Source organism: Dietzia sp. Die43 (assembly GCF_024519835.1).
Taxonomy (GTDB): Bacteria; Actinomycetota; Actinomycetes; order Mycobacteriales; family Mycobacteriaceae; genus Dietzia; species Dietzia kunjamensis.
The window spans coordinates 22473-37102 of record NZ_JALJRF010000017.1 but is presented as its reverse complement, the minus strand read 5'-3'; the positions used below and the strand labels follow the sequence as shown (position 1 = coordinate 37102).

General features: G+C 72.1%; 12 protein-coding genes. 2 read left to right on the top strand and 10 right to left on the bottom strand.

Going from position 1 to position 14630, the window contains the following annotated elements:
• Positions 1-2 precede the first annotated feature (2 nt).
• The 9 genes from NR111_RS14465 to NR111_RS14425 form a co-directional block, all read right to left on the bottom strand.
• Positions 3-1397: an 8-oxoguanine deaminase gene (locus tag NR111_RS14465; RefSeq protein WP_374210736.1), complete on the bottom strand. Its 1395-nt coding sequence runs from the start codon at positions 1395-1397 to the stop codon at positions 3-5.
• On the bottom strand, positions 1394-2791 hold the full coding sequence (locus NR111_RS14460) for an amidohydrolase family protein (protein ID WP_154829870.1): 1398 nt from the start codon (positions 2789-2791) through the stop codon (positions 1394-1396). The genes NR111_RS14465 and NR111_RS14460 overlap by 4 nt, the downstream gene beginning before the upstream one ends.
• Before the next feature lie 23 nt (positions 2792-2814).
• Positions 2815-3420 carry a pyridoxamine 5'-phosphate oxidase family protein gene (locus NR111_RS14455; protein WP_256821211.1) on the bottom strand — a complete coding sequence of 202 codons (606 nt, stop codon included), beginning with the start codon at positions 3418-3420 and terminating at the stop codon, positions 2815-2817.
• Complete coding sequence (locus NR111_RS14450) at positions 3417-4220, bottom strand: creatininase family protein (RefSeq protein WP_256821210.1); 804 nt, start codon at positions 4218-4220, stop codon at positions 3417-3419. Before NR111_RS14450 ends, NR111_RS14455 begins: the two co-directional genes overlap by 4 nt.
• Entirely contained in the window at positions 4217-5557 is a 1341-nt protein-coding gene (locus NR111_RS14445) for an FAD-binding oxidoreductase (protein ID WP_256821209.1), read from the bottom strand. Before NR111_RS14445 ends, NR111_RS14450 begins: the two co-directional genes overlap by 4 nt.
• A 65-nt stretch (positions 5558-5622) precedes the next feature.
• Entirely contained in the window at positions 5623-6798 is a 1176-nt protein-coding gene (locus tag NR111_RS14440) for an ABC transporter substrate-binding protein (RefSeq protein WP_154829866.1), read from the bottom strand.
• Positions 6799-6959: 161 nt separating this feature from the next.
• Complete coding sequence (locus NR111_RS14435; protein ID WP_256821208.1) at positions 6960-7907, bottom strand: ABC transporter permease; 948 nt, start codon at positions 7905-7907, stop codon at positions 6960-6962.
• Positions 7907-8683 carry an ABC transporter ATP-binding protein gene (locus NR111_RS14430; protein WP_154829864.1) on the bottom strand — a complete coding sequence of 259 codons (777 nt, stop codon included), beginning with the start codon at positions 8681-8683 and terminating at the stop codon, positions 7907-7909. Before NR111_RS14430 ends, NR111_RS14435 begins: the two co-directional genes overlap by 1 nt.
• Entirely contained in the window at positions 8680-10035 is a 1356-nt protein-coding gene (locus NR111_RS14425) for an amidohydrolase family protein (RefSeq protein ID WP_256821207.1), read from the bottom strand. Before NR111_RS14425 ends, NR111_RS14430 begins: the two co-directional genes overlap by 4 nt.
• Before the next feature lie 335 nt (positions 10036-10370).
• Between NR111_RS14425 and NR111_RS14420 the strand changes: the two genes are divergently transcribed.
• Both NR111_RS14420 and NR111_RS14415 read left to right on the top strand, forming a co-directional pair.
• Positions 10371-10985: a helix-turn-helix domain-containing protein gene (locus NR111_RS14420; RefSeq protein WP_067713561.1), complete on the top strand. Its 615-nt coding sequence runs from the start codon at positions 10371-10373 to the stop codon at positions 10983-10985.
• Positions 10986-11417: 432 nt separating this feature from the next.
• Entirely contained in the window at positions 11418-13052 is a 1635-nt protein-coding gene (locus NR111_RS14415; protein WP_256821206.1) for an HNH endonuclease signature motif containing protein, read from the top strand.
• Between the two features lie 11 nt (positions 13053-13063).
• Here the strand turns inward: NR111_RS14415 and NR111_RS14410 are convergent, their stop codons facing one another.
• Positions 13064-14614, bottom strand: a complete 1551-nt coding sequence (locus NR111_RS14410) for a SidA/IucD/PvdA family monooxygenase (RefSeq protein WP_256821205.1) — start codon at positions 14612-14614, stop codon at positions 13064-13066.
• Positions 14615-14630: the final 16 nt, after the last annotated feature.

The following is a 14630-nucleotide window of genomic DNA, read 5'->3' as shown; positions in this document are numbered from 1 at the left end:
CCTCACCCTGCCCGGGCGAGCAGCCGCCGGCGGGCGGCCACCACGTCGCGAGCCACGGCGTCGGTGTCCACGGTGAGGACCTGCCCGTCGACCACTACCCGGCGCCCCTGCACCCACACCCCGGCCATCGGCGGGCGGGACCCCAGGACGAGCGCAGCCACCGGGTCGTCGATCCCCGCGTGGGCCGGGGTGTCCAGGCGCCACAGTGCGACATCGGCCTGGTATCCGACAGCCAGCCGCCCGATCTCGCCCTCCCGCCCGAGCGCACGGGCACCGTCCACGGTGGCCATCCGCAGCGCCGTGCGCACGTCCATCGCCCGGGGCCCGCGGGTGGCGCGGGCCAGCAGGAGCGCGGTGTGCATCTCCTCCCACAGCACGCCCGACTCGTTGCTCGCCGAACCGTCCACGCCCAGCCCGACCGGGATCCCCGCGGCGAGCATGTCGGGCACGCGGGCGATGCCGGCGCCCAGACGACCGTTGGAGACGGGGCAGTGGGCGGCCGCCATCCCGCCGGCGGCCATCGCGGCGATCGCCGGGTCGTCGAGGTGCACGGTGTGGGCGAACCACACGTCCGGGCCCACCCAGCCCACCGACTCCATGTACTCCATCGGCGTGCTGCCGAAGCGTTCGCGGCAGAACTCCTCTTCGTCGTCGGTCTCGGCCAGATGGGTGTGCAGGCGCACGCCCCGCTCGCGGGCGAGCTCGGCGCTGGTGCGCAGCAGGTCGCCGGTCACGGAGAACGGTGAGCACGGCGCCACGGCGATGCGGCACATCGAGTCGGGGCCCGCGTCGTGGAAGCGGTCGATCACGTCGGAGGTGCCGGCGAGGATCGCGTCGATGCCCTCGACCACGGAGTCCGGCGGCAGCCCGCCCGAGCTGCGGCCCAGGTCCATCGACCCGCGGCTGGGGTGGAAGCGCAGCCCCACCGTCGCGGCCGCGTCGATCTCGGCGGCGAACACGTCCCCGGCGTCGGCGGGCACCACGTAGTGGTGGTCCGTGGTGGTGGTGCAGCCGCCCAGGGCCAGGTGCGCGAGCCCACCGAGGGCGGCGGTGCGGACGTCGTCGGCGTCGATGCCCGCCCATACCGGGTACGAGGCGGTGAGCCACTCGAAGAGCGTCGCGTCGGCCGCGAGCCCCCGGGTGAGCCACTGGTACAGGTGGTGATGGGTGTTGACCAGGCCCGGGGTGGCCAGACAACCCGTACCGTCGACGCGGTCCGCGCCGTCCGGGACGAGCGCCGGTTCGCACGGCCCCTCCCCCACCGCGGTGATCCGGCCACCTTCGAGCAGTACGTGGCCGGCGGTGTACTCGGCGCCGTTCCCGTCCCCAACCCCGGCCCCGTCCATGGTCGCGACCGCGCAGTTCTCGACGAGCACCACCGCGGCTCCGGAGCTCACGACCGCACCAGGCCCGGTGCGAACGCCGGGGTGAACCCCCGCGCCCGGGCCGAGCGGATCATGCGCTCGGTGAGCTGGGCGTCGGCCTCGTCGGCGAGCGGGTGCAGGCTGCGCGCGCCCTCCGCGACCAACCGGCCGCCCACGTAGACGTGGGTGAGATTGCGCAGCGAGCACGCCAGGACGTACGTGGCGACGGGGTCCCAGATCGGCCCGGTCGCAGGCCTGGTGGGGTCGACGACGACGAGGTCCGCATGCTTCCCCACCTCCACGCTGCCCACCCTGCCGGACAGGCCGAGGGCCTCCGCGGCCCCCAGGGTGTGCATCCGCAGGACCTCGCGGGCGGCCAGCACCGCGGCGTCGGAGTGGACGGCGCGCTGGGTGTACAGGCCGATCCGCATGTTCTGGAACGGGTCGGACACGTCGGTGCAGGACTGGTCGTCCAGGCCCATCCCCACGCGGATGCCCGCGTCCCGGAACCGGGTGATGTCGGCGATGCCCGAGCCCAGCCGGCCGTTGGAGGTGGCCTGCCAGATGACGGCCGAGTCGGTCTCCGCGACCCGGCGGACCATGTGGTCGGTGGGGTGAACGAAGTGGCCGAAGGAGAAGTCGGGGCCCAGCACCCCGGCCCGGTCGTACCAGTCGAACTTGGCCCGCTGTACCTCGAGATGCTCGGCTGTCTCGACGAAGTGCGCCTGGTTGCCCACGCCGTGGGTGGCCATGGCGTGGCGCTCGCGCTCGGCGGTGACCGGCGACGACGACCACTGCACCGACCCGAACACCGACCCACCCAGGTCCAGTTCCCGGGGGACGGTGCGCAGCCGGTGCTCGGTGACGTGGGCGAACGCGTCGAAGCACTCGGCCTCGGGCAGCTGCTCGTCGTCGAGGCGGGTGGAGGTGACGCAACGGAGTCCGGAGTCGGCCTGGGCGTCGATCTGCCGGGTGAGGAAGTCGACGTCGTGGACCCGCTCGGCGACCAGGGTCGAGGTGGCGTGGTCGAACACCGCCACCACCCGGCTCTGGGTGAAGTTGTAGGCGCTGGTCACGCCGTTACGCAGGAAATCCAGGCAGCCGGCGAGGGTGAACCAGTACAGGTCCTCGGCCTCCGCGCCGACCATCATCTCGCCCATCGTCGACACCCAGCCGTAGAGCGTGTCGTCCGGGGCGGTACCGCGCATCCCGGCGGTGAACAGGTGACTGTGCGCGGAGACGAACCCGGGCGCGAGGATCGCGCCGCCCAGGTCGTGGACGGTGCCCGGCAGGCCCGGCGGCGGGTCGCCGGGTCCGAGCGCGGCGATGAGGCCGGCGTCGTCCACGTGGACCCAGCCGTGGAACCAGGCGGGCGCGGCCGGGTCCGCGGACACGGGCAGGACCAGCGCGTCGGTGAAGGTGATCATGGGATCTCTCGTTCTCTCGTGTGTCAGCCCGGAAGTTCCTCGGCCCGCCACCGCTGTCCGTCCGTCACGAACCGGCGGCGGTGGGACGGCTCGTCGCGTCCGGCGGCCCAGAAGGTCACGGACCCGGGCCGCAGTCGCATGCCCAGCCAGGTCTCGGGCGGCTGCGCCGGCGACGGGCCGAACCGCTCCACCGCGGCGGCCCACACCCGGCGTCTGCCCGGCGGCGCGAGTTCCGCCGTCGCGAGGTCGTTGGTCCAGGCCAGGAGCTTGAGGTACTCGCTGCGGGAGTGATAGCTCGCCAGGTGCTCGTCCCGATCGGTCGGCTCGGCCACCCCGGTGACCGTGAGTTGCCGCGTCCGGTCCGCGGAGACCACGACCAGCGTCGCGCGGGGGTCGGCGGCCAGGTCCAGTGCCTTCTGGGACCGCGAGTCGGTGTGGAACGTGGGGCCCTCGGTGGTGGCCCCGGAGACCAGCAGGTGCCGACAGTGCGGGGTGCCGTGCGGGCCGACCGTGGCCAGGACCCCCAGTGGCGGATCCGCCGGGTCGATCGCCAGCCACGCGACCATCGCCTCCAGCGGGTCATCGGCGGGGCCGGGCATGGTGACCACGGGGATCTCGATGGCGGTCACAGTGCACCTCCCGTTACGGTGGCCGCGGCGGACACCCCGCGCGCCGGGTCGAACTCGGCGATCTCGGCCAGCGCCCCGGCCACGGCGTCCACGTGATCGGCCACCAACCGCCGCCCGGTCTCGGGGTCGGCCCCGGTGGGGTCTCCGATCACCCCGGTGTCGGACAGGTCGTCGGCCAGCCAGCCGAACCTCACGGGGCCGGTGAACCCGATGTGCTGACACTCCGCGATCCCGGCCGGGACCCTCGCCTCGGCCGCCGACATGTCGACGAGCTCGGGGTGCAGGTGCAGCATCATTGACGTCTCCGCCCACCCGGCGTGGATTCCCATGCCCAGCTCGGTGGGACCCGGGACCGCACGCCCGGCGTAGAGGAAAGTGCGCAGCCCGAAGCGGCGGCGCAGTTCGCGCAGCGCCACCTCGAGCAGCGCCGAGTTGCCGCCGTGGCAGTTGACGAACAGCACCCGGGTGAACCCGCTGGCCCGCAGTGCCGAGCCGAGCTCGATCACCTCGCGCATCAGCGTCTCCCCGGAGATCCACAGCGCCCCGGTGAGGTTGGCGTGTTCGTCGCTCTTCGTATATCCCAGCGCCGGCATGAGCCAGGCGTCGACGCCCGCTTCCGCCGCGGCGGCCACCGCGTGGGCGGCCACGTGCTCGGCCACGAGGAGGTCGGTGGCCAGCGGCAGATGCGGACCGTGGGGTTCGATCGCCCCGGCCGGGATGACGGCGACGGGGTCACAGGATCCGACCCGGCCCGCCTCGACGGTCGTGAGTTCGGCGTAGCGCCGCTGCGGCCCGATCATGCCTCCCACCGCCCGGGGTTGAGCAGGCCGAACGGGTCGGTGCGGGCCGCCAGCGCGCGGACGGCCTCGGTGCCGTGGTCCACGCGGTACTGATGCGGCGAGTGCACGCGCACCCCCAGCTCCTCCAGCACCGGCACACCCGCGTACGCGGCCTCGGGCGAGGTGTAGTGACCGTTGAGCATCCCGAACATCCGCCCGTGTCCCGCCTCCAGGTGCAGGGTCCCGCCCGGGTAGACGGCCTCCACCTCGTCGAGGCGTTCCACCAGGGCGTCACCCTGGCACTCCATGTGGAACCAGGTGTCCGGCTCGGCCTTCTGCAGCCAGTGGGTGGGGTGGTTGTAGGACAGGGTCGAGACCTTGATCGTCTCGTTGACGCCCGTGCGGACCGCCTCGACCACTCCCCCTGCGGCGTCGATGATCGCCCGGACCTCGTCCACCGCGGCGGCGTCGACGATCGCCCGCAGGCTCGCCCGGCCGGCGGGGATGGCCTCGTCGGCGGGCAGGCACGAGGAGACGTGGGCGCCGTCCGCCGAGCACAGGCGCGGCGCGGGCTCGACGAGGTGGACCCGCCGTACCGCGGCGAACGCGTCGTGGTGGTCGTCGAAACTGGCGTACACGCACCGCCAGTCCTGCAGCGGTTCGATCCGCACCGTGGCGCGCACGATGATCCCGGCGACCCCGTAGGTGTGGACGAACGGCTGGGCGTCGGCACCCTCCAGGTGCACGATCTCGGCGTCCTCGTGGGCGAAGACCACGTCGAGCGCCTCGACGAACCCCTGGTGGTTGCGGCCGTGCACGATCGTGCCGGTGCCCGCCGACCCGCCGGCGAGGAACCCGCCGAGGGTCGACTGCACGGTGGACGGGTACATCCACAGCTGACTGCCGTGGTGGGAGGCCAGCCGCTTCTCGAGGGTCAGCATGCGGACCCCGGCCTCCGCGGTGACCACACCCGCCTCCGTGTCCACGTGGTCGACGCCTCGCAGCGCGGTCAGGTCCAGGACCAGCCCGCCGTGCAGCGGGACCACCTGGCCGTAGTTGCCGGTGCCCTTGCCCCGGGAGGTGATGGGCACCCGTCGGCGGACGGCCGCGCGGACCACGGCGGGCACCTGCTCCACGTCCGTCGGCCGGCACACCACCTCGGGCCGGCCGATCGGCCACTGCGCCCGCAGGATCGGGCTGAGGTAGGACCCGTCCACCGATGCCTTGTCCAGGGAGCGGTCGTCGGTGTGCACGGCATCGGGACCGAGCAGGTCGAGCAGGTCGTCGACCAGGCCGGCGACATCTGCGGTGGGTCCGGGCGATCCGGTGGGCGGGGTGGGTGTGGAGGTCGCGGTCACGAGGGGCTCCGATCGGGTGCGGGGGCGGCGGGAATTGAAGGGGTGAACCGGGCTGAGGAGCCGGATCAGTTCATCCCGATGGCCGGGTCGATGAACTGGTTGGTGGCGACGGTCTCGGGCGAGACGTCCTCGGCGATCGCGACGTCGGCGGCCTCGTAGACGCCCTTGACCTTGGCCACCATGTCGGCGAGTCGCGCGTCGTCGAAGTCACCGATCGTGGCGTTGGGTCCGTTGCCCACCAGTTCGCGCTCGAGCATGGCCTCGACGGCGAAGTCGGCCAGCTCAGCGCTGTAGACCCAGCCGGTGTTGAACTGCTCGACGGCGTCCACGATCACGGCGTTGGTGCGGGCCGGATCCTCGAAGTACTCGACCTCGGCCTGCTGCAGTACGGGCACCAGCTTCTCCAGGCACGCCGCGCTGTCCTCGAGCTCGGCGCTGCGCACGGCCATCATCGACTTGTAGATCGGGTAGCCCAGGTCGTGGAGCAGCTGGTACTTCACCGGCTTGCCCCATTCGGCGACCTCGTTCTCGTAGATGAACGGCTCGGCGCTGGCGAAGCCCTGCTGGGCGACCGCACCTCCGGAGGCGACGAAGTTCGAGGGCGAACCGTCGTAGCTGCCGTCGACCTGGGCGGGGTCGAGGATGCCCTCGCCGAGGAGGTAGTCCATGTAGGCGTTGCCCTCGAAGTACAGGACCCGCGTGTTCTCGTCCTTGAGGTCGCTGACGGTCTCGACGTCCGGGTAGGTCTCGGGGTCCCACATGATCATCTGCGGGTTGATGTCCAGCGGTGCGAAGACGCCGATGGTGGGGTTGTTCAGCGAGTTCTGGACCGCCTGGTCGGCGTCCACGTAGCCGAGCATGATGTCAGTGTCCTGGTACATCTGCGCGGTGACCTGCTGGAACCCGATCGCGGGGCCGCCGGCCCGGACCTCCACGTCCACTCCGGTGTACTCACCGGAGGCGAACAGCGGCCCGGAGACCGACTTGGCGCCGGCGTCGATGGTCGGATCCGGCCCGAGGAGTTCGTAGACGTGACCGTGCTCGGCCTCGGGGTTCCAGTCCGTCTGGACCACGACCTTCTCGGGGCAGACCTCGCTGAGGTCGACCGCGCCGATCTCCCCGCTGTACCCGGAGGAGGCCTCCGCGGACTCGGAGCCGCCGCAGGCGGTGAGCGTGACGGCGCCTAGCGTGCAGAGCGCGGCCACGGAGACGGCGGTACGGGGGGCGGTGGTGCGTCGCATGGGTACTCCTGGGTGTGGGTGACGGAAGGGAAGAGGTGAGGTGCGGTGAGACTGAATTGCCGTATTGATGTGATCAATAAAGAAGAGTGAACCGCTGCCGTGTTTCAGTGGTGTTGCGGGTTCGCTCGGGAGTCGTTACGGCTGGTCGCCGGGCGTTACGACTAGCGGTCGGCGTCCGGGTTGTACCAGCGCCCCACGACCCGGCGGGACAGCAGACCGAAGAACAGGAACACGGCCACACCGAGCAGGGAGGCCAGGATGATCGAGGCGAACAGTTCCGGCGACTGCAGGCGGGCGCGGAAGGTGTCGATGAGGATGCCGATGCCCGGGTCGCCCTGCTTGAAGAAGAAGTCGCCGACGATCGCACCGACCACCGACAGGCCGGCCGCCACGCGCAGGCCCTCGAACAGGGCGGGCAGTGCCGCCGGGGCCTCGAGCTTGCGCAGCACCGTCAGACGCCCGGCGTGGTGGAGCTTGAACAGCCGGCGCAGGCCCGGGTCCACGGATTTGAGACCGAACAGCGTGTTGGACACGATCGGGAACAGCGCGATCAACACGCACACGAACACCCGGGCGGTGAACCCGAACCCGAACCAGAAGCCGATCAGCGGCACCAGCGCGAGGATCGGGATGCACTGCAGCACCACCGCGTAGGGGAACAGCGAGCGCTCGGCCCACTTCTCCTGGCTCATGATGATCGCCCACGCGACGCCGATCACGAACGCGATCGCCAACCCCGTCAGCGCGACGGTCGCGGTGCGCCCGAGCGCCTCGAGCATGCCCGAGATACTGGGCCCGAACAGCCCGTCGGTGACCACCACGTGCGGCGCCGGCAGCAGGAACCGCCGCGACGGCTCGAGCACCCCGTAGCTCACGAAGTACCACAGGCCCAGCACCGCGGCCAGGACCGCCAACGGGCCGCCGTAGCGGACCACGGGCCCGTCGGCCGAGAGGCGAAACCGGGGGCGGGCGGGGCCGGCGGCGGGGGCTCCCCCGGCCGGTTCGGCCACCGGGCCGCGGCCCACGTCGGCGGCGGTGACCTTGTCGTCGTCGTCGTCGCTCTTCACGGTCGCGCGGGCGGTGATTCCGTTCATCAGTGTGCCTCTCATCAGTGCGCCTCCTCGAGTGCCTGGGAAACCTCGCCGACGAGGTTCATGTAGTCCGTCGTGTAGCGGATCTCGGGGTCGCGCTCCGGACCGAACGGCACGTCCACCGAATGTGTGATGCGCCCCGGCCGGCCGGACATCACCACCACGCGCGTGGACAGATACACCGCCTCGGCGACCGAGTGCGTGATGAACAGCCCGGCGAACCGCTTGGCCGCGAACAGCCCGAGCAGCTCGTCGCCGAGGCGCTGCCGGGTGATCTCGTCCAGCGCGCCGAACGGCTCGTCGAACAGGAACAACTCCGGGTCGAGGGTCAGCGAGCGGGCCAGCGAGACACGCATCTTCATGCCGCCCGACAGCTCCCGCGGCAGCGACTTCTCGAACCCGGCCAGGCCCACCAGTTCGATCGCCGCCGCCGCGCGGTCACGGCGTTCGGTGCGGCCGATGCCGTCGAGCTCGGCGAGCATCTCCACGTTCTGCTCGACCGTCCGCCACGGCAGCAGGGTGGCGTCCTGGAAGACGTAGCCGATGCGGTCGGTGCCGGTCTGCATGTAGCCGTCGGTGTGGGTGGCGAGCCCGGACGCGAGGCTGAGCAGCGTGGACTTGCCGCAGCCGGACGGGCCCACGACGCTGACGAACTCGCCGGCGCGGATCCGCAGGTCCACGCCGTCGAGAGCGCGGGTACCGTTGGGGTAGGTCACGCCGACGCCGTCGAATCCGAGGATCTCGCTGCCGGGCCGGGCGGCCTGCGCCGCCCGCATGTCGGTGGGTGTGGTCATCGGGTCTCCTCGTAGGTGGGTGTCCGTGGGTGGGTGGTGGCGGCTTGGTCGTCGAGCAGCGCGACACCGGGGTCGACGACGACGAGGACCTCCCTCGCCGCCACCACGCAGCCCGCGCGCAACACGATCCGGTCGGGTGGCGCGTCGGCGATCACGTCGTCGAGCCCGCCCGCCCGGACCAGCAGCAGGTCGGCCCGGAGGCCGGGCGAGGGGCCGGCGGGCGGCAGACCCATGACCTCGCGGGCGCCGCCCGTGACGAGCTGCCAGGCGGTGTCCATGTCGAGGTGGGCGGCCACGATCAGCAGCATCGCCGTCTCGGTGGCGTCGGAGCGGCCGACCGGGTTGAACGGGTCGCGCACGTTGTCGGCGCCGGCGGCGACGGTCACGTCGGTCTCGAGCAGGGCCCGCACCGGGGGCAGGCCGCGCGGGACCGAGGTGCAGCCGGTGCGGCCCTGCAGGTACAGGTTGGTGATCGGCAGCGTCACCACCCCGACGTCCGCCCTGCTCAGCGCGCCGGCCGCGCGGGATTGGCCCGCCGCGTCGAGCGAGCCGATCCGGCAGCAGTGCCCGGCCGTGCGGATCTGCCCCGCGGGCCAGGACGCGACGCGCTCGGTGAACACCTCGAGCATGGCGTGGTCGCCGTCGAGGAACTCGTCCACGTGCAGGTCGATGCCGGTGCCCAGCTCCTCGGCGAGGTCCACCAGCCGGTGCGTCTCGGAGACCGGGTCGGTGGAGATGTGCGGGGCCCCGCCGATGAGGTCGGCGCCGGCCGCGATCGCGGCGCGCGCCCGGTCCGCCGGGTCGACCTCGTTGACCATCACCGAGATCTGCAGGTCCATCACGCCGGCCAGCTCGTCGCGGACGCGGACGAGAGCGCGGACGCCGCGCAGCGGGTCGTGGTCGTCGTGCAGGTCCACGTGGCTGCGCACCGCGGTCGTCCCGTTGGCCACGAGCTTGCGCGCCGCGGCCAGGGCGCGGGCGTGGATCTCGTCCTCGTCGACCGTCGCGGCGTAGGCCCGCCACGCGTCGATCGCGGCGCCCAGATCGCAGCCCGGCGGCCGCGTGGCGCCCCAGCTCAGGGCCTTGTCGAGGTGGGCGTGCGGCTCCGCGGGCGCGGTGAGCACCATGTAGCCGCGGGCGTCGATCACCGATTCGCCCCCGGTAGGACCACCGCGCGTCGGGGTGGCCCCCGCGTCCGTCACGGCCACGACCACCCCGTCGACGATGTCCACGTCGACCACCCGACCGCCCTGCAGTCGCGCCCCCGCGATGCGGTCCACGTGGCGCGCCGCGGCTCGCTCGGCCCCGGCTCCGCGCTGTGCATCGCGCTGTGCCGCTCGTCGTGGTTCCATCGTTCCCCTCCTCTGCCGACTCGTGCGTTCCCCGCCGACCCTCCGACCCGGCCCCTCTCGGCAGCCCGGGCTTTCTGATCGGGTGCGGCACTTGTGCATCCGACCCCGGAGCGGGATAGTGACCCCGGGTATTGATCGGATCAATAATGATGAGTGTGGTGGCCCCGTGTTTCGGCGGCATTACCCCGCTGTTCCGGCGCGGTTCCGGTGTCCGCCGATTCCGCGCCAACGCGACTACCTGCACGAATACCGACCCCGGCAGACCGCGTCCCACCAGATCCCGCCCCGCCAGACCCCGACCCGCCCCAACCCGCCCCGACCGCAAGGGAGGCCCCATGACCACCGCACGAGGCGACTCGCTGGACCGTCTCGGCGCGCGCATCCGGCACCACCGCCGCCAACTCGGACTGACGCTCGTCGAGGTGGCCGACCAGGCCGGGATCTCGCAGCCCTTCCTCAGTCAGATCGAGCGCGGCAAGGCGGCGCCCAGCATGTCCACGCTCGAGGGTCTCGCCCACGCCCTGGGCACGACCCAGGCCCACCTCCTCGACGCGGTCACCGCCGGCGGGGCCTCCGACACCGGCGGACCCGGAGACTCCGGCCGGGACCCGGCCCATTCCGACCGGGTCGACGTCCAGCGCTCCACCGAGGGCGCCACCCTGACCCGGGCGGAGGGCACGGTCGGCGGTCACACCCGACTCCTGCCCGGAGGCCCGGGGGGCACGCAGTTCCTCGAGTTCGTGGAGACCAACCACGTCCCGGGCCGGTTCTTCGAACACCCCGGCCAGGAATGGCTCTACATCACCCGGGGCACCGTCCTGCTCGAGGTCGGCGATTCGCTCACCCGACTCGAGGCGGGCGACGTCGCGAGGTACAACGGCACCCTCCCCCACCGGTGGTACGTCCCCGACGGCGGCGAGGCGTGCCTCATCGTCGCCCGACCGGGTTGACCGCGACCGGGCCGCCCGACCTGCGCCTGACCAGCACGACCACCACGACCACCCACCTCACTGCCCTGGGACATCCCCGCCCCGGCGCCCTCCCTCGCGCGCCGACCTGGGGCGCCCTGCGGGGGCCGAGCAGGGCACCCCAGGTCAGAGCACCCAAGACCGTGCACCGCCCACGGCGCCACACCCTTCACCGAACCAGAAGCCGGACCCGGACCCGGACCCACCACCCCTCCGAGACCGCCCGCACCACGCATGCCCTCTACCTGCGGTGCCCTGCGGAGGGTGCGCAGGGCACCGCAGGTCAGCGGGCGCCGCGGTGATCAGCGACGACGACGAGGCCGGGCATCTCCTCCGTAATGAGATGACACTCGCTCGCGTGTTCGATCCAGTCTCCCTGCCCGCAATGTCAGACCTAGAACATATGGTCGAACCATGACGAGCACCTCCAAGTCCGACGCCCATGATTCCGCCTCCCATGCGGCGATCGTCCCCGATGCCCCCGGCCCGTTCGTGCCGCCTAAGGGGTTCACCACAGCGACGGGTCCCGCCGTCGACGTGATCGTCCCGGAGGCCTACGCCCGGTGGGATCCACATCAACAGCGCGGATATCTCGCCCAACGCCTGATCAACGCGGCCGAAGGACGCACCGTCGCCTTCGCCTACGATTGCGTCCGGGTCGCGGGACAGCGCGACCGCCACCGGGACCCGTGGGAGACCGCCGCCTCGATCGTCAGCGCCTCGATGGCGTTGTCCCGGCACGGCGCCTCGCGTCTGGTCACCACCGCGGTCGAGTTGACCGAGCGGCTCCCCCGTACCGCGGCCCTGCTCGCGACCGGATGGATCGGCATCCTCGCCGCCCACACGATCGCCGAGGAGACCGCGATGGTCTCCGATGAGCTCATGCCCGAACTCGACAGGCGGATCAGTGCGGCACTGGCTCCCACAAGGCGCCGCACACACCCGCCGAGACTCGGCCCGCTACGAAAGATGCTCACCAAGACCGTCTCGGCGTGCGACCCGGTCGGGGCCGACGCCAGGGCGAGGGAGGCGCGGCGGGACCAGGACGTCGAGATGGTGCCGCTGGCCGACGACAGGGCCCTCATCACAGCGCACCTCACCGCGGAGACCGCCGTGGAGATCGCCGACCGTATCGAGGCCCTCGCGCGCACCGCCTCCGAGGACGACCCGCGTTCTCTCGGTGAGTTGCGTGCCGCGGGCCTACTAGCGCTGAGTCGCGGGTGGGCCTGCCTGCCCGACGTCGACGGCGAACACCCCGGTGACCCGGACGGACAGGCGGCCGCTCGGCGGGTGACCATCTACGCCTACGACGACGGCAGTCCGGACAACCGTGGCCTCACGCTGGCCGGCTACGGGCCGATCACCGGTCACACCGCCGACCAGCTGGAGCGCAGCGCTCGTCGCCGGATCGACTCACTGGCAGATCTCGCGGACCCCGACTGCTACGCGGCCCGGCGGTACACGCCCTCCGAGGCGTTGGCACGCTTCTGCAAGGGCCGCGACGGCACCTGTGTCTTCCCCGGGTGCCACACGCCGGCCGAGAAGACCGACCTCGACCACATCATCCCGTTCGACCATGACAACCCGGAGTGCGGCGGGCACACCACGTCCGATGATCTCGGCTCCCTCTGCCGCTTCCACCACCGACTCAAGACCGAGGGAATCTGGGCTTACTACCGGGACATCGACGGAACCTACGTCTGGCTCCACGGCCCCAATCACCCGAAGGCCGATCCGGGAACGCGCATCACGACGGCCCCCGGTGGACCGCTGGCCGCGCTCGCCCCGCCGCGGCATCCGGAGTCCAGCCGACGGCAGCAGAACGCGGCCGAAGCCGGCAGGACCGGCAGCGGCTCACCGGCGTCGAGGAGGCGCCCCCACCTGCGTCACCGCCGCGCGGCGGAGCGCAGCAGACTGCGAGCCCAGGCGCACCATCGTCAACAGGAACCCCGGTCAGGGCGCCCGCCGCGCTCAGCTCCCCCGCAGGATGACCGGCCCCAGCAGGACCAGCCGCGGTCCTCGGCGTTCGACGATGAGCCGCCGTTCTGATGGCGGGGCCGTCAGTAGCGGGGTCTCGTCGGGTACCAGCCGTCGTCGGGGCGGTGCGGGCCGATCGACCGGACCTCGCGGAACTCGAAGCCCGCGAAGTCGTCCGCGAGGCGGTCCCAGTTCTCGCGAGTGATCGCGGTGGTGACCGCCCCCGCGATGCGACCGACACCTCCGTAGATGCCGGACAGCTGGTTTCCGGTGACGCCCATGGACGTGCGCGCGCCGGTCGAGAAGTGGTGCAGCCTGGTCACCCAGGGCGCGGAGCCCGGTCGGCGTTCGGTGAACTCGAAACCCGGTCCGAGGTAGGGGTTGCGTCCTGCCGGGTGGTCGGCGGCGAAGTCGTGCACGTCGGCCCACAGGGCGATGTCGTCGACGAACTCCGCGAGCTCCGGGCGCAGTCGCAGGTCGACCTCGTACCCGGTCGCTGCGATCACCACATCGGCGTGGAACCGGCCGGCGGGGGTGTCGATGGCGAGCTCGGTCCCGCCCGCGCCGTCGTCGACCACCGCGACCGAGTCCCAGGCACAGCCTGTGCGCAGTGCGAAGTCGGGATGGGCGAAGCACCGCCACACCGTGTGCTGGGTCGGCGGCTGCGGCAAGCCCCCGCTGAACAGGGTGAAGTCCCACTTCGCGCGATCGTCGAGGTCGTAGAAGCGTTCCTGCATGCCGGGGAACTCCATCCACCGCAGCGGGTTGGAGTCCGGGACGGTGTCCCGCCGCATGAACACCTCCGCTCGCGCGGCGCCGTGGTCGAGCGCGGTGGCGGCGTTGTCGAACCCGGAGGCTCCGCCGCCCAGGACGGCGACCCGCCGGCCGCGCAGGGCCTCGAAGTCGATCGGGTCCTCGGTGTGGAACCAGCGCTCGCGCGGCAGCGCACGGACCATCTCCGGCACCCGCTGTCCGCCGCCGCCGCTGAGGCCGAGGGCGAACACGATCCGCCGGGCGGTCACGGTCTGGGTGGCACCGCCGGCGGCGGCCACCTCCACGACGAACGGGCCATCCGCCGTGGAGGGTCGGTGCACGGCGGTCACCTGCGTCACGTGGCGGACCTCGATCCCCGCTGCTTCGCGATACCAGCGCAGGTAGTCGTTCCAGTCCAGGCGCGGAACGAGGTCGATCTCCTGCCACGCCTGCTCGCCGTAGACCGCCTCGAACCAGCGGCGTACGTGCAGCGACGGAACGTCGAACTCGATGCCGCGCATGTGTTTGGGGCTGCGCAGAGTGTGCATGCGTGCGTAGCGGTCCCAGCAGCCCGCCCGGTCGGCGGGCCCGTCGTCCACCACCAGGACCCGGTCGATCCGTTGACGTCCGAGGGCGAAGGCGGCGCCGAGTCCGGCCTGACCGCCTCCGACGACGAGCACATCGAGTTGCGCGCATCCGGGTTCGCGCGGGATCCAGTCGCGAGCATGGCTCGTGGTGGCGATGTCCTCGCGGACGCGCGCGGTCAGCGCGGCCAGCCTGGCGTCGGCGTCTGCGAGACGACGGGGGCTGCGGCCCGCGGTGGCGGGGCTGGTGTCGCCCGGAGTGGGCAGCGTGGGCGCGTCGGGCATCACGGAGGTCATGGACGTCTCCTGCGGC